Raw genomic sequence first — 21,978 nt, 5'->3', positions numbered from 1 at the left:
GGTCGCGCCCGTCACGAGTCTCGGAGAAATCAGGAGTCTCGGGGATTTTGGGCTGAGGCTTCCGATTCCCGTGATTTCTCCGACTCTCGTGCCCCGGATCCGCGCCTCGCTACTGCTTGAGGCGCACGAGGCGCTCGTGTCCGGACTCGTGGAGCTCGGCGAGGCTCTCGCGCGACGCGAGGAAATCGTTGAACGAGCGGTAGCCGAGGGCCTTCTCGCTGAACGACGGATCCATCCGGCGGATGTGCTGCTTGACCGCTGAGGCGTAGAGGAACCCCTGGTCATCGCCCTTATCTTGGCCAACGCGCAGCGCGCGTTCGAGCAGGTTCGTCGCGACGTTGTGCAGGTCCTCGGGCGGTGTGTCCTCGAACGCGGGGATGACGTCGTCGTCGACCTGCTCCACCGGATCCGGGGTCGACGATGCGCGACGGCTGCGGCGCGAGCGGTTCGTGCGCTTCTCGGCGGGCTCGTCTGCCGGATCCTTGTCGTCGTCCTTCTTGGGGGCCTCGGCAGGTTCCTTCTCCGGCGCGGGCTTCTCGTTGCGGCGGCGGTCCTGCGCGGGGCGCTTAGGCAGCTCGGGCACGCCGGGGAGCGTGTCGTAGGGCTCGAACATGTCGCAGGCGGCGGCGAGCGACTTCGCGGTGGATCCGGCGACGCCGATGCCGATGACGTAGCGGCCGAGGCGCTTGACGCGCTGCGTCAGCGGCACGAAGTCGCTATCGCCCGCGACGATCGCGACGTGCGTGAGGTCGGGCAGGCGGAACATGTCTTCGATACCGTCGACCGCCAGGCGGATGTCGGCGCCGTTCTTCGCGTACGCGGCGGCAGGGAAGAGTTGCACGAGATCGACGGCGCGGCCCACGAGCTGGCGGCGATACATCGCGTTGACGGGGGAGGACCAGTCGGCGTACGCGCGCGTCAGCACGAGCGTGCCGAAGCTGGCGGCGAAGTCGAGGATCGCGCCGACATCGACGGTCGCGGCCTCGAGGCGCGCGGCGATCTCGGGCTCGGTGATGTCCTGCTGGATCCGGGAGCGGTCGCGGTGATACGCGTTGCGGCCATGCACGCGGTCATACCAGCTCATGACGATGTTGTCGAAGTCGAGGTATACGGCCACGCGGCCATCGGATGCGTCAGTCACCCTTCGAGCCTACGCGCCTTCGGATCCGCAGACCCTGGCTTACGAACCTCGGAGAAATCACGAGGCTCGGGGATTGTGGGCTGAACCCTCCGATTCTCGTGATTCTTCCGAGTTCGGTGTCGCGGAGGGCGACGCGCCACGAAAGTCGGAGAAATCACGGCAGTCGGAAGTTTTGGGAGGAGGCGTCCGAGTTTCGTGATTCTTCCGAGTTCGGCGGGGCGGATTCGTGGTGCGCGGCCGGCCTCGCGTCACGAGAGTCGGAGATGTCACGGAAGTCGGAGGTTTTGGGTCGAATCCTCCGAGTCTTGTGATTCTTCCGAGCTCGGTGTCGTGGATCCGCCGCACGAAAAAACACCCACCACGAGAATCGGAGAAATCACGAGAATCGGGGGAAACTAGCCCAACCCTCCGATTCCCGTGATTCTTCCGAGTTTGGTGAGGCGGAAACCCCTACTCGCCCGGGTACACCAGGCCGATCTGGCGGCGGATCTCGTCGAGCGTGCCCATGATCTCGACGCTCTCGTCGATCGTGAGCTCGGCGGGCGCGACGCCCGACTCGACGGCGTGCTCGGCGGCGAGCGCCTGGTACTGCATTCCGCGTCCGTCGATCGCACTCTCGAAACGCTCGATAACGGATCCGTCGGGCGCCGTCACCGTGAACGAAGTCGCGGTGTACCAGACGCGGTCGATGTCGATGCGCGCGAGGGTGCCGACGATGTGGGCCGAGTTCGGGCCAGCGCTGCGGGACCCGGAGAACGTCGTCGAGAGCGCGCCGGAGGCGTGCGTCATCACCGTCGCGACCTCGCTATCGGCGCCGGTGTCGAGGAAGCGCGCCGATGCCTGGATCGTCGTCGGCGTGCCGAGGATGTCGTGCACGAACGAGAGCGGGTAGATTCCGAGGTCGAGCAGCGCGCCGCCGCCGAGCTCGAGCGCGTTCATGCGGTGCGCCGGATCCGTCGGCGTCGACTGCGTGTGATCCGCCGAGATCACGCGGATCTCGCCGAGCGTGCCGGCGTCGAGGATCTCGTGGATCCGCTTCATGTGCGGAAGGTACCTGGTCCACATCGCCTCCATGGCGAGCAGGCCCTTCTCGGCGGCGAGGTCGCGGATCGCCGCGGCCTCCTTCGCGTTGACGGTGATCGGCTTCTCGATCAGCACGTGCTTGCCGGCCTCGAGCGCCCCGAGCGCGGGCGCGACGTGCATGGGGTGCGGCGTCGCGATGTAGATGATGTCCACTTCCGGATCCGCGAAGAGGGCGTCGTAGGATCCGTGCGCGGTCGGGATGTTCAGCTCGGCCGCGAACGCGTCGGCCGACTCCTGAGAACGCGACGCGACGGCGCGCAGGTCGAGGCCCGCCACGTGCAGGTCTTTTGCGAAGGCGCGGGCGATGCCGCCGGTTGCGAGAATTCCCCATCGAAGTGTCATGCCGCCAAGCCTAGTGGCGGCCGAACGGGGCGGGATCGCGGCAAATCGTCAACTCTCCGTCAACTCATCCGACGGCAACAGCTGACTTGACGGAGAAATGCAGAGTTGGGACGCCCCAATGCAAAGCGGGCCGGATCCCGAAGGATCCGGCCCGCCTCAGCGCGCGATCAGAACTGGTCGATCGCCTCGTTGAGCGTCGCCGAGGGGCGCATGACGGCCGCGGTCTTGGCGGCGTCGGAGCGGTAGTAGCCGTCGATGTCGGCGGGGCTGCCCTGCACGGCGAGCAGCTCGTCGACGATCGTCTGCTCGTTGGCGGCGAGCTTCTCGGCGAGGGGGCCGAAGGCCGCGGCGAGCTCGGCGTCGTCCGAGGCCGCAAGCTCCTGGGCCCAGTAGAGGCCGAGGTAGAAGTGCGAGCCGCGGTTGTCGATCGTGCCGAGCTTGCGGCCCGGCGAACGGTCCTGCTCGAGGAACGTCGCGGTGGCCTTGTCGAGCGTCGTCGCGAGGACCTGTGCCTTGGCGTTGCCGGTCGTCTGGGCGAGGTGCTCGAACGACGCCGCGAGGGCGAAGAACTCGCCGAGCGAGTCCCAGCGCAGGTAGTTCTCCTCGACGAGCTGCTGCACGTGCTTCGGCGCGGATCCACCGGCACCGGTCTCGAAGAGACCGCCGCCCGCCATCAGCGGAACGATCGAGAGCATCTTCGCCGACGTGCCGACCTCGAGGATCGGGAACAGGTCGGTGTTGTAGTCACGCAGCACGTTGCCCGTGACCGAGATCGTGTCGAGGCCCTGGCGGATGCGCTCGAACGACAGACGCGTCGCCTCGGCCGGGGCGAGGATGCGGATGTCGAGGCCCTCGGTGTCGTGCTCGGGCAGGTACGCGTTCACCTTGGCGACGAGGTTCGCGTCGTGGGCGCGGTTCTCGTCGAGCCAGAACACGGCGGGCGTGTTCGACAGGCGCGCACGCGTGACGGCGAGCTTGACCCAGTCGCGGATCGGCGCGTCCTTGGTCTGGCAGGCGCGCCAGATGTCGCCGGCCTCGACCGCGTGCTCGATGACGGTCTCGCCGGCGCTCGTGACGATGCGCACGGTGCCGTCCACGGGGATCTCAAACGTCTTGTCGTGCGAGCCGTACTCCTCCGCCTTCTGCGCCATAAGCCCGACGTTGGGAACGGTGCCCATCGTGGCGGGGTCGAGCTTGCCGTTGGCCTTGCAGTCTTCGACGGCCGCGTCGTAGACGCGGGCGTAGGACGAGTCGGGGATCACCGCGAGGGTGTCCTGCTCCTTGCCCTCGGCGTTCCACATCTTGCCGCCGCCGCGGATCATCGCAGGCATCGAGGCGTCGATGATGACGTCGCTCGGCACGTGTAGGTTGGTGATGCCCTTGTCGGAGTTCACCATCGCGACGGCCGGGCCCTCCGCGAGGGCCTTGTCGAAGGCGGCGCGGATCTCGGCGCCGTTCGCGAGCTGGTCGAGACCGGCGTAGATCGCGCCGAGGCCGTCGTTGGCGCTGAGGCCCGCGGCCGCGAGGTCGTCGCCGTAGACGGCGAAGACGTCGCCGAAGAAGGCGCGCACGACGTGACCGAAGATGATCGGGTCGCTGACCTTCATCATCGTCGCCTTGAGGTGCGCCGAGAACAGCACTCCGTCTGCCTTGGCCGCGGCGACCTGCTCGGCGAGGAAGGCGTCGAGGGCCTTCGCGCTCATGAAGGTGCCGTCGATGACCTCACCCTCGAGCACCGGCAGCGACTCCTTAAGCACCGTGACCTTGCCGGAGGCGTCGACGAGCTCGATGCGCAGCGTGTCGGCCGCGGGGGCGACCCACGACTTCTCATTCGAGAAGAAGTCGCCACCCGACATGTGGGCGACGCGGGTCTTGCTGTCGGCTGCCCAGTCGCCCATGCGGTGCGGGTGAGCCTTCGCATAGGCCTTCACGGCGCCGGGCGCGCGGCGGTCGCTGTTGCCCTGTCGGAGGACGGGGTTGACGGCCGAGCCCTTGACCTTGTCGTAGCGGGCCGAGAAGTCGCGCTCTTCGTCGGTCGAGGGCGCCTCGGGCAGGTTCGGGACGTCGTAGCCCTTGGCCTGCAGCTCGGCGATGGCGGCCTTGAGCTGGGGGATCGAGGCCGAGATGTTCGGCAGCTTGATGATGTTCGCCGACGGGTCGTTGGCGAGTTCGCCGAGCTCGGTCAGGGCGTCGCCAACGCGCTGCTCTTCGGTGAGGCGCTCGGGGAACTGCGCGAGGATGCGGCCGGCGAGGGAGATGTCACGGGTCTCAAACTCGACACCCGCCTTCCCCGCGTAAGCCTCGATGATCGGGAGAAACGAATAGGTCGCGAGAAGCGGTGCCTCATCGGTGTGGGTGTAGATGATCTTGGACATACGTCGAGCCACTCCAGGATGAATCGGAAAGCGAGAATTCTCTCGACATCAAGATACCGGAGTGCGGCCGGTATGGCAGATCAGCGTTCCGCGGGCATGGCGTCGCGCAGCGCCTCGCCGAGCGTCTTACTGATCGTCGTCGCCCAGGTCGCGGTGGTGTGTCCCGCCGAGTCGCGGTAGACGCGCGTGTTGCCAATGATGGCGGGGCAGGACCCGTCGGCGCAGTACAGGTCGGTGAGGTCGACGACGGGCATGCCGAGGTCATCCGCGGCGTCGGCGAGCGAGTGGGGGTTCTCGAGCGCGACCGATTCGTCGGTGCCGCACTTGTCGGCGGCGGTCGCCGCGATGCGGTTCGCGCAGGCGACGGCCTCGTCGGTCGGCAGCGGGTTATCGCGCACGACGATGACCTCGGATCCGGCGTCGCGGATCTGCGTGAGGATCGCCTTCTGGTCGTCGGCATCGAGCGCGAACTTGCGCGTCGACGTCGTGAGCACGATGTCGTAGTCGCCCGAGGTGAGGGCCGCGTTGATGTCGGGCCGGGCCTGGTCGCAGTCGGTGGCGCCGTCGACGTGGTCGACGAGCGCGCAGCCGCGGCCGAGGTAGGTGTCGACCGACCAGCCGAGGGCGTCGAGCTGGGGCCAGAGCGCGGGGAGGAGCGCGGCGGCGTGGCTATCGCCGACGAGGGCGACCTTGAGCCCGGCGTCGTCGGAGCCGTAGGTGCACGAGTTCACGGGGGCGTCCTCGGCGTTGTAGCACTCGTAGGCGCCGCCGGTGTCGCTCAGGACGGCGTCGGCGGCGGGCTGGATCGCGCCGAGGTCGACGTCGGCGCAGGCCTCCGGGTAGAGCATGGATCCGGCACCCCAGCAGGCGGCCGGATCTACGTTCTCCGGATCCGCGGGGGTCGCGGTCGGGTCGGCGACGACCTGCGCGGTCGGGCCGGGGGCGGCCTCGCCGCGGAGGGTCGCCGTGCCGGCGATGCCGGCGGCGCCCAGCGCGCAGACCGCGACGAGCGCGACGCCGACGGGCATCCACGCCCGCGTGATTCCGCGGATCCGCCCGCCCGACCAGCGGAACCACGTCGCGCGCCGCGCGGGGTTCTCGACGAGGTGGAACGACGCGATCGACAGCGCGAGCGTGAGCACGATCGCGGCGAGGTAGTAGCGCTTGCTGCCGGCCGGCAGCAGCGTCACGCCGAGGATCGCGATGGGGAAGTGCCAGAGGTAGAGGCTGTACGAGATGTCGCCGAGGTAGGTCGCGACGCGGTTCGTAAGGATCCAGGGGCCGTACGCGGCCTCGTCCTCCGACGCATAGATCCCCGCGACGATCACGAGCGCGGTGCTGAGCACCGGCAGCAGCGCGAGGGGCGCGGGCCACAGCGACGACGACTCGCTGATCACGACGATCGAGAGCGCGATGCCGGCGAGGCCCGCCCAGGCGAGGATCCGCCGCACGAGGAGCGAGAGCGAGAGCCCCGGGAGGAACGCGAGGATCGCGCCGATGCCGAGCTCCCACGCCCGCGAGAATGTCGAGAAATAGGCGAAGGTCGGGTTCGTCTGCGTCTCGATGAGCGCCCAGACGAACGAGACGAGGCTCAGCGCGACGATGAGGGTGCGGGTGAGGCGCCGCGCCCTCTGCGCGCGCCAGCCGGACCGCGCCGCGATCGCGACGATGCCGAGCATGACCCACGGCCAGACGAGGTAGAACTGCTCCTCGACGCCGAGTGACCAGAAGTGCTGCAGGGGCGAGGGCGGCGTGCCCTCGGCGAAGTAGTCGACGCCCTCGATTGCGAAGCGCCAGTTTCCCGCGAAGAACGCGCTATACAGCGCGTCGACCGCGACGCCCTTCCCGCCCGTCTTGCCGAGCAACGCGAAGGAGGCCGCGATCGTCGCGGCGAGGACGATGACGGCGGCCGGCAGGATCCGCTTCGCGCGCCGCTCGTAGAACTTCCGGAACGAGATCGTGCCGGTGCGGGCGGTCTCGCGCAGCAGCAACCCCGTGATGAGGAAGCCCGAGATCACGAAGAAGATGTCGACGCCGACGAAGCCGCCCTGCGGCACGCCCGTGACGTGCGCCGCGATGACCGCGACGACCGCGACGGCGCGCAGGCCCTGGATGTCGAGGCGCTGCTTCGTCTTCGCGCTCACGAATTCAGGGCCTTCTGGATCCGCTGCACCGACACCGTCTCGGCAGTGCCGAGGCGCTGGGCAAACAGCCCGACGCGCAGCTCCTCGAGCATCCAGCGCGCGTGCACGATCTTCTCGTCGGCGCGCTCGCCGAGGGGCACGGATCCGCCGGCGTCGGCGAAGAGCTTCGATGCCTTCTCGAACTCGGTCATCCAGGCGCGGTCGCGGCCGGCGGCGTCGGCGAGCTGCTCGACGCGGATCTTCGCGCCCTGAAGGTAGCGGGGCAGGTGGCGCAGGCGCTCGAGGCCGGTCTCGCGCACGAAGCCGGCGTGCACGAGGCCCTCGAGCTGGCCGCGCACGTCGTTCAGCGCGCCGAGGAGCGACATCGAGTTCGCGCGCTTCATGGCGCGCTCGACGTCGCGCCAGCCGGTGATGATCTTCGCGACGAGCGATACGGCCTCGAAGACGCCGTCGACGCTCGACTGCGTGACCTCCTGCCGCAGCGCGTCGAACTCCGCCTGCGTGCGCACGGATCCGCGGGCCGCGATCGCGGCGTCGAAGATCGCCGCGCGGCAATCCTCGATCACCGCCTTGGCCGACGCGTAGGGTGCGGCGGCGAGGGCGAGTTTCTCCTGCGACGACAGGTGCTCCTGCACGTACGACACGGGGGAGGGCACCGTCAGGGCGAGCAGGCGCGCGAGGCCCCTGCGGGTCTGGAAGGCGGCCTCGTCGGCGGTGGCCTCGAGCCGGATCGCGACGGAGGTCTTCTCGTCGATGATCGCGGGGTAGCCGCGCACGACGCCGCCGGCGACGCGGGTGTCGACCTGCGCGGGCAGGTCGCCGAAGGTCCAGGCGGTGAGGCCCTTCTTCTCGATGCCCTGCGGGGCGGATCCGGTCGCCTGCGCGACCTGTTGCGCGGGCGTCGCGCGGCTGATCTGCTGCGCGACGGAATCGCGCGCTCTACCGCTCAGCTTCTTTTTGAGGGCGTCGAGGTCGCGGTCGTTTCCGGCGACGCGGCCGCGGTGGTCGACGGCGCGGAAGTTCATCGTGAGGTGCCCGGGCACGCGCTCGAGGTCGAAGTCGGCGGCCGTCACGGGCTGGTTTGCCTGGCGCTGCACGAGCCGGGCGAGCGCGTCGGCGAGCCCCTGCTCGGGCAGGCCGTTCGTGCTCTCGGGGCCGAGGTTCGCGAGCTCCTCGGCGAACTTCGCCGACCAGTCGGCGGCGGGCACGACGTGGCGGCGCGTCGCCTTCGGGAGCGCCTTGAGCATCGCCGTGACGAGTTCGGCGCGGAGGCCCGGAACCTGCCAGTCGAAGCCGCGCGCCTCGATCGAGGCGAGCAGCGCGAGGGGGATCACGACGCTCACGCCGTCGTCGGCCGCGCCGGGCTCGAAGCGGTACGCGAGGTTCAGCGTCTGGTCGCCCTGAGCCCACCGCGTCGGGAAGTCGCGGGCGTCGCTCGTCGCCTCGCCGTCGAGCAGGTCCTGCTCGCGCATCGACAGCAGGTTCGGCGTCGTCTCGAGCGCGCCGCGCCACCACTTCTCGAAGCTGCGCACGTCGAACACGTCGGCGGGGATCCGGGCCTCGTAGAACGCGTAGACGGCCTCGTCGCCCGCGAGGATGTCGCGCCGGCGCTCCCGCTCCTCGAGCTTCTCGAGCTTGCGGCGCAGCTCGGCGTTGACGCGCAGGAAGCGCGTGACGGGCTTCGCGAGTACCTGCGGATCCCACTCGCCCTCGACGAGCGCGTGCCGCACGAACATCTCGCGCGCCGCGGCGCGGTCGACGCGGGCGAACTGGATCCGTCTCTTCGGCACGATCTCGACGCCGAAGAGCGTGACCTTCTCGTAGGCGACGGCGGCGCCGGCGTCCTTCGACCAGTGCGGCTCGGTGATCTGGCGCTTCGCGAGGTCGCCCGCGAGAGACTCTGCCCACGCGATGTCGATCGCCGCGACCGTGCGGGCGAAGAGCCGCGAGGTCTCGACGAGCTCGGCCGTCATGACGGCCTTCGGCTTGGCCTTGCGGAGGCCCGATCCGGGGAAGATCGAGAACGAGACGCCCCGAGCGCCGCGGTACACGGCAGGTCCCGGGCGCTTCGCGCCGCGCTGCTTGTTCGCCTCGCGCTCGTCGAGCACGCCGATCTGGCTGAGGAGACCCGCGAGGATGGCGCGGTGGATCGCGTCGCCGCGCGGGTGGCCGCCCTCGGTCGCGGGGGTCGTCTCGGGTGCCTGCGCGGCGCGATCGAGGTCGCGCGTGAGCGAGCGCAGCTGGCGGTGCACATCGAACCACTCGCGCACGCGCACGTAGTTCAGGAAGTCGGCGCGCACCTCGCGGCGGAACGCGCTGGATCCGAGATCCTTCTGCCGCTTCCGCAGGTGCTCCCACAGCTTCAGCAGCGAGAGGAAGTCGCTCGACGGATCCGTGAACCGCGCGTGCGCGGCCGTCGCCTGCTCGCGCTGCTCCTCGGGGCGCTCGCGCACGTCCTGGATCGACAGGCCCGCGACGATCGCGAGCACGTCGTCGGTCACGCCGACGCGGGCCGCCTCGACGAGCATGCGCGCGAAGCGCGGGTCGATCGGCAGGCGCGCGATCTGGCGGCCGATCTTCGTGAGCCTCGGCTCGCCGCGCGTGAGGGTGACGGCGCCGAGCTCGGTCAGCAGGTCGAACGCGGCCTTGACGCCGCGGGAATCTGGCGGCGTGAGGAAGTCGAACGCCTGGATGTCGCCGAAGCCGAGCGACAGCATCTGCAGCACGACAGAGGCGAGCGAGGTGCGGAGCACCTCCGGGTCCGTGAACTCGGGGCGCTTGTCGAAGTCGTCCTGCGCGTAGAGGCGGATCGCGATGCCGTCGCTCGTGCGGCCCGCGCGGCCCGAGCGCTGCTGCGCCGAGGCCTGCGAGATCGCCTCGATGGGCAGGCGCTGCACCTTCGCGCGGCTGGCGTAGCGCGAGATGCGCGCCGTGCCGGCGTCGATGACGTACTTGATGCCGGGAACGGTGAGCGAGGTCTCCGCGACGTTCGTCGCGAGGATCACGCGGCGCTTCAGCCCGCGCACCGTCGAGCGCTCGAAGACCCGGTGCTGTTCGGCGGCGCTCAGCCGGCCGTAGAGGGGGAGGACCTCGGTGGGGGCGGCGGGGTTGGTGAAGGCGCCGCGGACGGCGTCCATGGCGTCCCGGATCTCGGCCTCGCCGGGAAGGAACACGAGCACGTCCCCGGGAGCCTCGCGGTCGAGCTCCCGAAGGGCCTCAACGATGGCCCCGACCTCATCCTCGGCCGCATACCCCCGCTCGTCCCGTACATGACGACGCAAATTTTCGTCGTCGTCACCCGATTCCTCGGCGTGTTGTGGCTCTGAGCCCAATTTTTGCGTCGTTGTGTACGCGGGGCCGAAGGGGCGGTAGCGGATTTCTACCGGGAAGGTGCGGCCGGAAACCTCGATGACCGGGGCCGGGGTGCCATCGGGCGAGGCGAAGTGCGCGGCGAACGACTCGGGGTCGATCGTCGCGGAGGTGATGATGACCTTGAGGTCGGGGCGCTCGGGCAGGATCCGCTTGAGATAGCCGAGCAGGAAGTCGACGTTGAGCGAGCGCTCGTGCGCCTCGTCGATGATGATCGTGTCGTAGCGGCGCAGCAGCCGGTCGCGGTGAATCTCGTTGAGCAGGATGCCGTCGGTCATCAGCGCGATCTTGGTCTCGGCCGAGACCTGATCGGTGAAGCGCACCTTGTAGCCGACCGTCGTGCCGAGCTCGACCCGCATCTCCTCGGCGATGCGCTCGGCGATCGTGCGCGCGGCGAGGCGTCGCGGCTGCGTGTGCGCGATCGAGGAACGTCCGAGCTCGAGGGCGATCTTCGGCAGCTGGGTCGTCTTGCCGGATCCGGTCGCGCCGGCGACGACGACGACCTGGTGGTCGCGGATCGCGTCGGCGATCTCATCGCGCGCACCACTGACGGGCAGTTCGGGCGGGTAGATGATGACGGGAGCGGCTTCAGGCATGGCGTTCCAGTCTACGACGGGCGGGGCGGAATGGAACGTTTCGTCATTTCCCGCTCCGTGACCTCCCCGTAACTCTAGGCTGGGGCCATGACCGTTCCCACCGTGAAACTCAATTCCGGCTACGACATCCCCCAGCTCGGCTTCGGCGTCTTCCTCGTCCCCGCCGACGAGGCCGAGAAGGCCGTCACCGAGGCGCTCGAGGCGGGCTACCGCCACATCGACACCGCCGCCATCTACCGCAACGAGGAGGGCGTCGGCGCGGCGATCGCGAAGAGCGGCATCGCCCGCGACGAGCTCTTCATCACGACGAAGCTCTGGAACGACCGCCAGGCGGGCGAGGAGCCGCACGCCGCGATCCGCGAGAGCCTCGACAAGCTGCAGCTCGACTACGTCGACCTGTACCTGACCCACTGGCCGGTTCCCGACAAGGGCACCTACTCGAACGCCTGGCAGAAGCTCATCGAGATCCGCGACGCGGGCCTCTCGCGCTCGATCGGCGTCTCGAACCACCTGCCCGAGCACCTCGACCAGATCGTGAAGGACACGGGCGTCGTCCCGGCCGTCAACCAGATCGAGCTGCACCCCGCCTACCAGCAGCAGAACGTGCTCGACTGGGCCGCCGAGCACGGCACGAAGATCGAGTCGTGGGGCCCGCTCGGCCAGGGCAAGTACCCGCTCTTCGAGAACCCCGCCGTCGTCGCGGCCGCCGAGGCGCACGGCAAGTCGCCCGCGCAGGCCGTCATCCGCTGGCACCTGCAGCGCGGCTTCATCGTCTTCCCGAAGTCGGTCAAGCGCGAGCGCATCGAGCAGAACTTCGACGTGTTCGACTTCGAGCTGACGGCCGAAGAGGTCGCCGCGATCGACGCCCTCGACCCGCAGGACGGTTCGGGCCGCGTGGGCTCGCACCCGCTCGAGCTGAAGTAACCCGCACACAAAACCGCCGCCACCCGATCGGGGTGGCGGCGGTTTTGTGCGTTTAGAGGAACCAGCTCGGCAGCCAGAGGTGCGCCTTGTAGAGCGCCTCCGGCTCCATCCACCCCGTGCCGAACGGCAGGAAGAAGAGGCCGACGGCGGTGACGGCGGCGAGCGTGACCAAGACGGCGACGCGGCGGGTGCCGGCAGCGGCCTCGACGCGATCGCGCTCGTGGCGGATCTCCGTGCGGGTCGCGTCGGGCAGCAGCACCGGATCCGTCGGCTCGGCGAGCCGCTTCGCCGCGATCACGACGGCGAGGATCACGAAGGGCAGGATCGTGATCGCGTAGAAGGTGAACATCGTGCGGTCGGGGAGGAGCAGCCACGGCGCGTAGGTGCCGAGCACGCCGATCATCGGGATGAGGTCGGATCCGTGCACCCGCTTGCGGCGCGCGTACGCGAGGGCGACCCGCACCACGAGGTAGGCGACGGCGGCGACGCCGACCCACCACAGCAGGGGGTTCGGGAGGGCTGCCATGAGCCCGACGGATCCGTCGTCGGTCGATTCGCGCGACATGAGCGTCGGGTTGAGCATCGGGATCCACTCGATCGCGGGGCTCGCGTAGGTGTGGGTCGAGGTGACGCCCTCGTGGAACTTCAGCACGGAGCGGTGGTAGTTCCAGAGTGCGACGAACGGGTTCGACGAGGATCCGCGGTCGTAGCCGCCCGAGGTGACGAGCCAGCCCGCCCAGCTGACGAGGTAGGTCAGGATCGCGGGGAAGACGAGCAGCACGAACGAGGCGGGGCCCTGGCGGCTGATCGCGGCCTCGATCGGGCGCGCGATGCCGGCGCGGCGGCGGTCGACGTAGTCGGCCGCGACGACGGCGAGGCCGAGGATCGCGAGGGCGTAGAGGCCCGACCACTTGACGCCCGACGCGAAGCCGAGAGCGAGTCCCGCGGCGATGAGCCACGGGCGGCGCCAGACGACGGGACCGGCGAGCCGGTTGGCCTCCGCGCCCTCGCGGATCCGCCGCACGGTGCCGTCGCGATCGAGCAGCGCGAACCACGCGCCCAGCAGGATGAAGAACGCGAGGTGCGTGTCGAGCAGGGCGACGCGGCTCATCGAGATCGCGAGCGGGTCGATCGCGAGCAGGAGCGCGGCCATGATGCCGAGCCAGCCCGACGTCGTGATCTTCTTCGCGATCGCGAAGACGAGCGGCACGAGCGCCGTTCCGACGACCGCCGTCATGACGCGCCACCCGAAGGGGTTGTTGCCGAAGAGCGCGAGGCCCAGCCCGATGATCCACTTTCCGAGCGGCGGGTGCGCGACGAAGGATCCGGTGTCCGAGTACCCGGATCCATCGCCCGCCTCGAAGGCGGGGTTGGGGTCGTCACCCCACGTGCCCTCGTAGCCGAGGTGGATGAGGCTCCACGCGTCCTTGACGTAGTAGGTCTCGTCGAAGAGCAGCGTGTGCGGGCCGCTCAGCCCGACGAACCGGAGGAGGGCCGCCGCGACCGTGACGACGGCAAGCGACACCCAGATGGCCTGAGGGGTCGCGAGCCACGCTCGGCGGGACGTAAGGCGTTCGATCACGCGACCAGCCTATTCTGGATCCCATGATCATCCTCGCGGGCACCCCGATCGGAAATCTCGGCGACGCCTCCCGGAGGCTGATCGAGGTGCTCACCTCGGCCACCACGATCGCGGCCGAAGACACGCGCACGACGCAGAAGCTCCTCGCGGCGCTACAGATCCCGAACCGCCCGCGCCTCGTGCCGCTGCACGACCACAACGAGAAGAGGGTCGCGGCCGAGCTCGTCGAGCTTGCCCGCACCGAGGACCTCGTCGTGCTGAGCGACGCCGGCATGCCGACCGTGAGCGACCCGGGCTACGGGCTCGTCGCGACGGCCGTCGCCGCGGGCGTCGAGGTCACGGCGATTCCCGGTCCGAGCGCGGTGCTCACGGCGCTCGCGATCTCCGGCCTGCCGACGGATCGCTTCGCGTTCGAGGGTTTCGTGCCGCGCAAGGCGGGGGAGAAGGCGCGCGCGTTCGGCGCCGTGGCACAGGATCCGCGCACGCTCGTGTTCTTCGAGGCGCCCACGCGCACGGAGCAGACCCTGCGCGACATGGCCGCGGTGTTCGGCGACGACCGCCGCGCCGCCGTCTGCCGCGAGCTCACCAAAATGTACGAGCAGGTCGTGCGCGGAACGCTGGCCGAGCTCGCCGACTGGGCTTCGGAGGGCGTGCGCGGCGAGGTCGTGCTGGTCGTCGAGGGCGCGAGCGCCACGGGGCTCTCGCTCGAGGAGGCGCTCGTGAAGGTGCAGGCGCTCGTCGCCGACGGCGCGCGCCTCAAGGACGCGGCCCGCGAGGTGTCGGCCGTCGCCGACGTCTCCTCGCGCGAGCTCTACGAGGCGGCGCTCGCCGCGCGCTGATCAGTCGGCGTGGATCTCGTTCCACACCCGCATCATGTGGTCGCGGGAGTAGGTCTCGGCCTCATTCGGGGCCGAGCGCGCGACGGCCTCGGCGACCTCCATGTGTAGCTCGAGCGTGCCGTCGGCGGGAACCGCGGGGGTCAGGCCGAGGCGCGCGCGACCCGCGAGAACCTCGCGCACGGGCTCGCAGAGCGCCGAGATCTGGGGGTTGCCCGAGGCGCGCAGCAACAGGGCGTGAAACTCGACGTCGACGGCGTGGAACTCGTCGCTCGCGCCCTGACCCGTCGCGCCGAGCTCGGCGAGGCGCGCCGCGAGGCGCCGGAGTTCGGCGCGCTGAGTCGTCGTCGCGCGGGTGGCGGCGAGCCGGGCCGCGGTCGGCTCGATCGCGACGCGCACCTCCATGAGCGACTCGAGCTGCTGCTGGCGCAGCGGACTCTGGAGGCTCCAGCGGATCAGCTGGGGTGAGAAGGCGTCCCAATCGTCGCGCGGGCGCACCGTGATGCCGACGCGCCGACGGCTCGCGACGAGGCCCATCGTCTCGAGAACGCGAACTGCCTCTCGCACAACGGTACGCGACGCGTCATATTCACTCTCGAGGCCGGCCAGCGTCAGAACAGCCCCCGTCGGGAGCTCGCCCGACGCGATCCGGGCGCCGAGATCATCAGTGATATCGCCATGCAGTGCGGCCATCGCGCTTCCCCTTATGCGGTATTAGTGTTACTTTACCATTTGCATAAGTAGTACTTTTCGTTCACGGCGCCGCAACTTCGCGACGCCCATGCCTCTTCAACGGAGAAGCCATGACAGAAGAATGGACCCAGACGCTCGGCGCTGGCCCGTTGCTTTCGATCGCGGTCGTCGCGATCGCGCTCATCCTGTTCCTCGTGATCAAGCTGCGCGTTCACGCGTTCCTGACCCTGATCATCGTGTCGCTCCTGACGGCGATCGCCACGGGCCTTCCGCTCGGCAAGATCGTCGCCCAGCTCACGAGCGACTTCGGCGGAACCCTCGGGTCCGTCGCCCTGCTGATCGGCCTCGGTGCCGTGCTCGGCAAGCTCATCGAATCGTCCGGTGGCGCGAAGGCCATCGCCGAGATGATGGTGCGCATCTTCGGTGAGAAGAACGCCGCGTTCGCGCTCGGTGTCACCTCGCTCATCCTCGGTTTCCCGATCTTCTTCGATGCGGGCCTCGTGGTCATGCTGCCGATCATCTTCGCGGTCGCGCGTCGCCTCGGCGGTAACAACCTCCTGCTGTACGGAATCACGGGCGCCGCCGCCTTCTCCGTCATGCACGTGTTCCTGCCGCCGCACCCCGGCCCCGTCTCGGCGACCGAGCTCTACGGCGCCAACCTCGGCATCGTGCTGCTCGTCGGCATCGTCGTCGTCATCCCGACCTGGTACCTCTCGGGTCAGGTCTGGGGTCGCTTCATCAGCAAGCGCATCCCGCTTCCCGTCCCCGCCCTGTTCGGCGAGGTCGACGAGGATCAGCCGCAGAACCCGCCGAAGCCCGGCGTCGTCATCGCGATCCTCCTCATCCCGATCGTCCTGATCCTCTTCAACACGGGCCTCAACGCGCTCGGCTCGATCGGCGTCGTCGACACCAACGCGACCTGGGCCCAGGCCCTGTCGATGATCGGCACGGCGCCCGTCGCCCTCCTCATCTCGGTGCTTATCGCGATGCTCGTCCTCGGCAAGTTCCGCGGCGAGACCGGATCCGCGCTCGAGAAGCTCGTCGACGGCACCCTCGGCACCGTTGCCTCCGTGATCCTCATCACGGGCGCCGGCGGAATGTTCGGTGGCGTGCTCCGCGCCTCGGGCATCGGTGACGCGCTCGCCGACGTGCTGGCCGACCTCGGTCTGCCCGTCATCTTCGCGGCCTACATCATCTCGGTGCTCCTGCGCCTCGCGCAGGGATCCGCGACCGTCGCGCTCGTCACGACGGCCGGCCTCATGGCACCCGCCGTCCTCGCGGGCGACTTCAGCACCGTCGACATCGCGGCCATCACGCTCGCGACCGCCGCGGGAAGTGTGTTCGGTAGCCACGTCAACGACTCGGGCTTCTGGCTCGTCGGCAAGCTGATGAACATGGACGTCAAGACCACGCTGAAGACCTGGACGGTGCAGCAGGCGATCGAGTCGCTCATCGGTTTCGCAATCGTCCTCGCCGTCTACGCGATCTTCTAAGGAGTGGGCAATGGGATCCGATCTCTTTGATATCTCCGGCCGCCTCGCCCTCGTGACGGGTTCGTCGCGCGGGCTGGGCCGCGAGCTCGCGCTCGCGCTCGCGGAGGCGGGCGCGCGCGTCGTGCTCCACGGCCGCGATGCGCAGGCCCTCACCGAGGCCGCCGACCGCATCGAGGCCGCCACCGGGGCTCGTCCCGACTCGGTGCGCTTCGATGTGACGAGCGCCGACGAGGTCGCGGCGGGGGTCGAGGCCCTCATCGCGTCGCACGGCGTTCCCGACATCCTCGTGAACAACGCCGGCCTCCAGCGCCGCGCGCCGATCCAGGAGTTCGCTCCGGCCGATTGGGACGCGGTCATCGCGAGCAACCTCTCGAGCATGTTCTACGTGTCGCGCCAGGTGACGCCGGGCATGGTCGAGCGCGGCTCGGGCAAGGTCATCAACATCGCCTCGGTGCAGTCGAAGCTGGCGCGCCAGACGATCGCGCCGTACTCGGCATCCAAGGGCGGCGTCGCCATGCTCACGCAGGGCATGGCCGCCGACCTCGCGCGCCACAACGTGCAGGCGAACGCCATCTCGCCCGGCTACTTCGCCACCGAGATGAACCGCGCGCTCGTCGAGGATCCGGAATTCGACGCCTGGCTCACCCAGCGCACCCCCGCGCAGCGGTGGGGCAACGTGAGCGAGCTTCGCGGCGCGCTCCTGTTCCTCGCGTCCGACGCATCGAGCTTTGTCTCCGGCCACAACCTGGTCGTCGACGGCGGAATGACGGCAGTCGTATGAGGGCCGTATTCATCGATGGTCGCGAGCAGATCGAGGTTCGCGACGCCGCCACCCCCGAGGTCTCGGAGGGTCAGGTGCGGATCCGCGTCGCGCGCGTCGGCATCTGCGGCTCGGACCTGCACTACTACTTCAACGGCGCGAACGGCGAGTACGTCGTGCGCGAGCCGCTGATCCCCGGTCACGAGCTGTCGGGCACCGTCGAGCTGGATCCGTCGGGCGAGCTGGCCCCCGGAACGCCCGTCACGGTGCACCCCGCGCGCTTCGGCCACGAGGTGCCGGGCACCGAGGGCGAGCCGCACCTGTGGCCCGGCGGGTCGTATCTCGGCAGCGCCGCGACGTGGCCCCACACGCAGGGCGCGATGGCCGACCTCATCGTCGTCGAGCGCGACATGGTGCGCCGCCTTCCGGACGGCGTCGGTATGGACCTCGCGGCCCTCGCCGAGCCCCTCGGTGTGGCGCTTCACGGCGCCACCCGCGCCGGCGACCTGACGGGCGCGCGCGTTCTCGTCTCGGGAGCGGGCCCCATCGGCCTGCTCGCGATCGTGGCCGCGCAGGCCCGCGGCGCCGCGCACATCACGGTCACCGACGTGCTGCCGCAGCCGCTCGAGCGGGCGCGGGAGCTCGGCGCCGACGAGATCGTGCGCGCGGGGGAGGACACCCTCCCCGCCGAGGCGTTCGACGTCGTGCTCGAGTGCTCGGGCGCTCCCGTCGCGATCAGCGCGGCCGCCGTCGCGGCCCGCCGCCGCGGCGTGCTGGTGCAGATCGGCATGGTGCCGAACGAGCCCCGCGGCATCAACCTCGCGCCCGTGATCTCGAAGGAGATCGAGCTGCGCGGTGCGTTCCGCTTCCACGAGGAGATCGACGAGGCGATCGAGATTCTCGCCGCCCGTCCGGCGATCGCCTCGGTCGTCACGCACTCGATCCCCGTCGCCGATGTGCGCGAGGCGTTCGAGATCGCGCGCGACGGATCCGTTTCGGGCAAGGTCGTCGTCGTTCTCGACGACCCCGCCCTCTGAGAGAAAGACCAGCCCCACCTATGAGCACAACCGACGTCGTCATCGGCATCGACCTGGGCACGACGGCCACGAAGGTCGTCGCGTTCCGCGTCGATGGATCCTCCATCGCGGAGGCGTCTCACGGATACCCGCTCGACGTGCCGGCCACGGGCCGCGCGGAGCAGGATCCGCACCGAATCTTCGACGCGGTTGTGCTCGGGCTGGGCGAGGTCGTCGCCGAGGTCGGCGCCGAAAACGTGCGCGGCCTGAGCTTCTCGAGCGCGATGCACAGCCTCATGGCGCTGAGCGACGACAACGAGCCGCTGACCCCGGTTCTCACGTGGGGCGACACCCGCGCGGCCGCCGAGGCCGAGGCGCTGCGCGCGACCGACGCCGGCCTCGCGCTGCACCGCCGCACCGGCACGCCGGTGCACCCGATGTCGCCGCTGGTGAAGCTCATGTGGTTCCGCGCACACGAGTCGGAGCTCCACGCGCGCGCCGCCCGCTGGGCCGGCATCAAGGACTGGGTGATGTGGCGCATGACGGGCGAACTCGTCACCGATCACTCGCTCGCCTCGGCGTCGGGCCTCATGGACATTCACCGCCTCGACTGGGACGAGGAGGCGCTGTCGCTCGCCGGCATCGCCCCCGAGAACCTCCCGAAGCTGGTCTCGACGACGCACATCGTCCCGGCCCTCACTGCCGAGGTCGCATCGGCCGTCGGCCTGCCCGAGCAGACCGCCGTCGTCGCGGGAGCGGGCGATGGCCCCCTCGCGAACCTCGGCGTCGGCGCGGTGCGCCACGGCGTCGCCGCCTGCTCCGTCGGCACGAGCGGCGCGCTGCGCGTCGCCGTCGACCGCCCCGTCGTCGACCCGAACGGCGGCGTGTTCTGCTACGCCCTGACCGAGGATCGCTGGGTCATCGGCGGCGCCATCAACAACGGCGGCATCGTGCTCGACTGGGTGCGCAGCGAGCTCGCCGACGGCGACGCCGAGCTGTCGACCGCCCAGCTGCTCGACGAGGCGATGACCGTTCCGGCCGGATCCGGCGGGCTGCTCATGCTGCCGTACCTGCTCGGCGAGCGCGCTCCCCGCTGGGGCGGCGTCGCCCGCGGCGCCTATGTGGGCCTCACCCGCGCACACCGCCGCGCCCACCTCGTGCGCGCGGCCGTCGAGGGCGTCGCCCTGCAGCTCGCGCTCGTGAAGCAGTCGCTCGCTCAGGCCGACCTCGAGATCGACGAGATCCGCGCGACCGGCGGCGTCATGAAGCACGAGATCTGGCGACAGACGCTCGCGAGCGCCTTCGGATCCGAGATCGCGTTCCCGGCGTCGACCGAGGGATCCGGCTTCGGCGCCGCGCTCCTCGGCATGCAGGCCCTCGGCCTGATCGAGTCGATCGACGTCGCGGCCGAGATGTCGCCCGTCGAGGGCATCACCGAGCCCGTCAGCGACGATAGCGGCGTGTACGAGGAGCTGCTGCCGGTGTTCGAGCAGCTCTACACGGCGCTCCTCCCGGCCAACACGAAGCTGCAGGAGATCGGCAGCCGGCTGCCGCTGTCGCGCGACTAAGCGCGGAGCGACGCGACCGACGGTAGAGCAAAAGGCGGGGCGCATTGCGCCCCGCCTTTTGCGTTTCTAGCCGATGCGGATCAGCCGCACGTCGTCGATCGTGCCCCACGCCTCGGCCGTGAGATCCCACGAGATCTCGACCGTGACGTCGGCGCCCTTCTTGACCTGCACCGCGGGCGTCTCGGCGGTGGCGTATGCCCGCCAGCCGTCGAACGCGAGGGGCGCCTCGGCCGTGCGCGTCTGCGCGGCGCGGGCGCGGTCCGAGGCCTGCGGGGGTAGGTGCGTCGGGGTGGCCGTCACCGTAAGGGTCACGGCGTCGGCCTCGGCGATCGCGCCCTGGCTCGTCGCGATCGCGGCGTAGCGGCCGGGCTCGAGCCCGGAGACCGTCTGCGACGCGGATCCGGTGAAATCGGCGTCGTTCCAGAAGTGCAGGGCGTTCTCGCCCTCGACGGCGTCGGCCTGCCAGCCGATGGATCCGCCGGTGCCGGCGAGCGACCAGAGGCCCGCGCCGTCGCCCTCGAAACCGCCGCCCGGGAGGTAGGAGCGCTCGCGCACCGTGACGGTGGCCGAGACGGCGTGGCCGGCCTCGGTCGTGCCCTCGACCGTGTGGACGCCCAGCGGGTACGAGCCCGGCGCGTCCCACGAGACTGCCTCCTCGTTGACGGTGCCGTCGCTATACGTCACGCGCAGGTGCGAGGGGAGCGAGACCTCGTCGCCCTCGTTCATGGTGAGGGAAACGCGCTGGATCTCGGTCACGACGACTGGCCCGGTCGCGCCCGTGCGCACGTACTCGAAGACGCGCAGCGAGGGGAGCGGGGTGCCATCGGCGGAGAAGAGCGCCTCGTTGTCGACGGCGGATCCGCCGTACCAGCGGCCGGCGTCGTCAGGGTCGTACTCGGCCGCGTAGCTCGCCGCCCAACCGGATCCGTACTGCTCCCACTTCTGCTGATTGGCCTCGAGCTCGTCGGGGGAGCCGACGGGCAGCCACGCGGGCTCCCAGCTGAAGACGCCGACGCCGGCGTCGCCGACGTTCGCGACGGCCTGCACGACCTCGCGGAACGCGGTCGCCTGGCCCTGGGCGCTGATGGGGAAGGCCGTCGCCTCGGACGCCTCGGTGATGGTGTTCTCGTGGCCGTCGGCGTCGTCGAGCGTGTGCACCCACGAGGTCTCGACGACCGCGACCTTCTTGTCGTAGGTGTCGGCGACGCGCGAGAGCACCGTGGTGAGGTTCTCGAGGCTGCCGTGCCAATACGGGTAGTACGACGAGGCGAACACGTCGTAGTCGACGCCGCGCGCGTCGAGGGCCGCGGCCGCGGCGTCGTAGCGCCCCGCGGTTTCGGGGTTGGTGAAGTGCAGCGCGACGAGCGCGTCGGGGGCCGCCTCGCGCACGGCGGCGGATCCGGCACGGAACACCTCGGCCATGTCGTCCCAGCCCGAGACGCCGGCGACGCCGTTGTTGGTCTCGTTGCCGACCTGCACCATCGTGACGTCGATGCCGGCGCCTGCGAAGCGCGTCAGGGCGTCGGCGGTGAAGTCGTGCACCGCGCTCGCGGTCTCATCAACGGTGTACCCCTCCCACGCCTTCGGGGCGTGCTGCTTGCCGGGGTCGGCCCAGAAGTCGGAATAGTGGAAGTCGACGACGACGCCGAGGCCGGCGGCGTCGGCGCGCTTGCCGATCTCCAGGGCGCGGTCGACGTCGACGTTGCCGCCGCCGTATCCGTTGCCGGCCGCGTCGAACGGGTCGTTCCAGACGCGGATCCGCACGTCGGAGACGCCGTGATCCGCGAGCACCTCGAAGAGGTCGGCGGGGGATCCGGCGTCGTCGCGGAAGACGACGCCCGACTCCTCGAGCGAGAGGGCCGACGAGACGTCGACGCCGAGCATGAAGCCGTCGTCGAGGCCGTCGACCGCGGGAACGGTGATCGGATCCGGGGCGGTGTCGGCCGCGGCGGGCGCCGCCAGCGCCGCCACGAGGGCGGCACCGGCGGCGATCGCGATGATCGGGCGAGGTGACATGGGCACTCCTTCGTGCGGGTGTTGGAGGGAGGGGAGCGGG

General features: G+C 70.0%; 14 protein-coding genes. 6 read left to right on the top strand and 8 right to left on the bottom strand.

The features are described 5' to 3' along the window. Positions 1-109: 109 nt before the first annotated feature. The 5 genes from DTO57_RS05565 to hrpA all read right to left on the bottom strand — a co-directional run bounded on the left by DTO57_RS05565 (position 110) and on the right by hrpA (position 11,050). Positions 110-1,141 (bottom strand): NYN domain-containing protein, encoded by a 1,032-nt coding sequence (locus DTO57_RS05565; RefSeq protein WP_114117170.1) that lies wholly within the window; start codon positions 1,139-1,141, stop codon positions 110-112. A 450-nt stretch (positions 1,142-1,591) separates the two neighbouring features. Next, the gene (locus tag DTO57_RS05560) at positions 1,592-2,566 is read right to left on the bottom strand and encodes a Gfo/Idh/MocA family protein (protein WP_114117169.1); all 975 of its coding nucleotides are present in this window, start codon (positions 2,564-2,566) and stop codon (positions 1,592-1,594) included. A 167-nt stretch (positions 2,567-2,733) separates the two neighbouring features. Then, positions 2,734-4,941, bottom strand: coding sequence for an NADP-dependent isocitrate dehydrogenase (locus DTO57_RS05555; protein ID WP_114117168.1), 2,208 nt, complete (start codon positions 4,939-4,941; stop codon positions 2,734-2,736). A gap of 80 nt (positions 4,942-5,021) precedes the next feature. After that, positions 5,022-7,085, bottom strand: coding sequence for an acyltransferase family protein (locus tag DTO57_RS05550; RefSeq protein WP_162785667.1), 2,064 nt, complete (start codon positions 7,083-7,085; stop codon positions 5,022-5,024). Continuing rightward, positions 7,082-11,050 (bottom strand): ATP-dependent RNA helicase HrpA, encoded by a 3,969-nt coding sequence (gene hrpA, locus DTO57_RS05545; protein WP_114117166.1) that lies wholly within the window; start codon positions 11,048-11,050, stop codon positions 7,082-7,084. Before hrpA ends, DTO57_RS05550 begins: the two co-directional genes overlap by 4 nt. 87 nt (positions 11,051-11,137) lie before the next feature. On the opposite strand from hrpA, the gene DTO57_RS05540 reads away from it, so the two are divergent. Then, a complete protein-coding gene (locus tag DTO57_RS05540) occupies positions 11,138-11,974 on the top strand; it encodes an aldo/keto reductase (protein ID WP_114117165.1) in 837 nt (278 codons plus the stop codon). A 52-nt stretch (positions 11,975-12,026) separates the two neighbouring features. Here DTO57_RS05540 and DTO57_RS05535 read toward each other — a convergent pair whose 3' ends face one another. Further along, positions 12,027-13,556 (bottom strand): dolichyl-phosphate-mannose--protein mannosyltransferase, encoded by a 1,530-nt coding sequence (locus DTO57_RS05535; RefSeq protein WP_114117164.1) that lies wholly within the window; start codon positions 13,554-13,556, stop codon positions 12,027-12,029. Between the two features lie 23 nt (positions 13,557-13,579). Between DTO57_RS05535 and rsmI the strand changes: the two genes are divergently transcribed. Then, positions 13,580-14,395, top strand: coding sequence for a 16S rRNA (cytidine(1402)-2'-O)-methyltransferase (gene rsmI / locus DTO57_RS05530; protein WP_114117163.1), 816 nt, complete (start codon positions 13,580-13,582; stop codon positions 14,393-14,395). Here the strand turns inward: rsmI and DTO57_RS05525 are convergent, their stop codons facing one another. After that, positions 14,396-15,085: a FadR/GntR family transcriptional regulator gene (locus tag DTO57_RS05525; protein WP_114117162.1), complete on the bottom strand. Its 690-nt coding sequence runs from the start codon at positions 15,083-15,085 to the stop codon at positions 14,396-14,398. A 110-nt stretch (positions 15,086-15,195) separates the two neighbouring features. On the opposite strand from DTO57_RS05525, the gene DTO57_RS05520 reads away from it, so the two are divergent. From DTO57_RS05520 to DTO57_RS05505, 4 genes are read left to right on the top strand one after another with little or no spacing between them, the layout of a single operon-like run. Next, entirely contained in the window at positions 15,196-16,578 is a 1,383-nt protein-coding gene (locus DTO57_RS05520; protein ID WP_114117161.1) for a GntP family permease, read from the top strand. A 10-nt stretch (positions 16,579-16,588) separates the two neighbouring features. After that, positions 16,589-17,359, top strand: a complete 771-nt coding sequence (locus DTO57_RS05515) for a glucose 1-dehydrogenase (protein ID WP_114117160.1) — start codon at positions 16,589-16,591, stop codon at positions 17,357-17,359. Then, the gene (locus DTO57_RS05510; protein WP_114117159.1) at positions 17,356-18,375 is read left to right on the top strand and encodes a zinc-binding dehydrogenase; all 1,020 of its coding nucleotides are present in this window, start codon (positions 17,356-17,358) and stop codon (positions 18,373-18,375) included. The genes DTO57_RS05515 and DTO57_RS05510 overlap by 4 nt, the downstream gene beginning before the upstream one ends. A gap of 20 nt (positions 18,376-18,395) precedes the next feature. Continuing rightward, positions 18,396-19,922: a gluconokinase gene (locus tag DTO57_RS05505; RefSeq protein WP_114117158.1), complete on the top strand. Its 1,527-nt coding sequence runs from the start codon at positions 18,396-18,398 to the stop codon at positions 19,920-19,922. Positions 19,923-19,988: 66 nt separating this feature from the next. Here the strand turns inward: DTO57_RS05505 and DTO57_RS05500 are convergent, their stop codons facing one another. Further along, on the bottom strand, positions 19,989-21,938 hold the full coding sequence (locus DTO57_RS05500) for a glycosyl hydrolase 53 family protein (RefSeq protein WP_114117157.1): 1,950 nt from the start codon (positions 21,936-21,938) through the stop codon (positions 19,989-19,991). Positions 21,939-21,978: the final 40 nt, after the last annotated feature.

It is taken from the genome of Microbacterium sorbitolivorans, assembly GCF_003327285.1.
Taxonomy (GTDB): Bacteria; Actinomycetota; Actinomycetes; order Actinomycetales; family Microbacteriaceae; genus Microbacterium; species Microbacterium sorbitolivorans.
The sequence above is the reverse complement of the archived record's forward strand: the minus strand, read 5'-3'. Positions and strand labels throughout refer to the sequence as shown.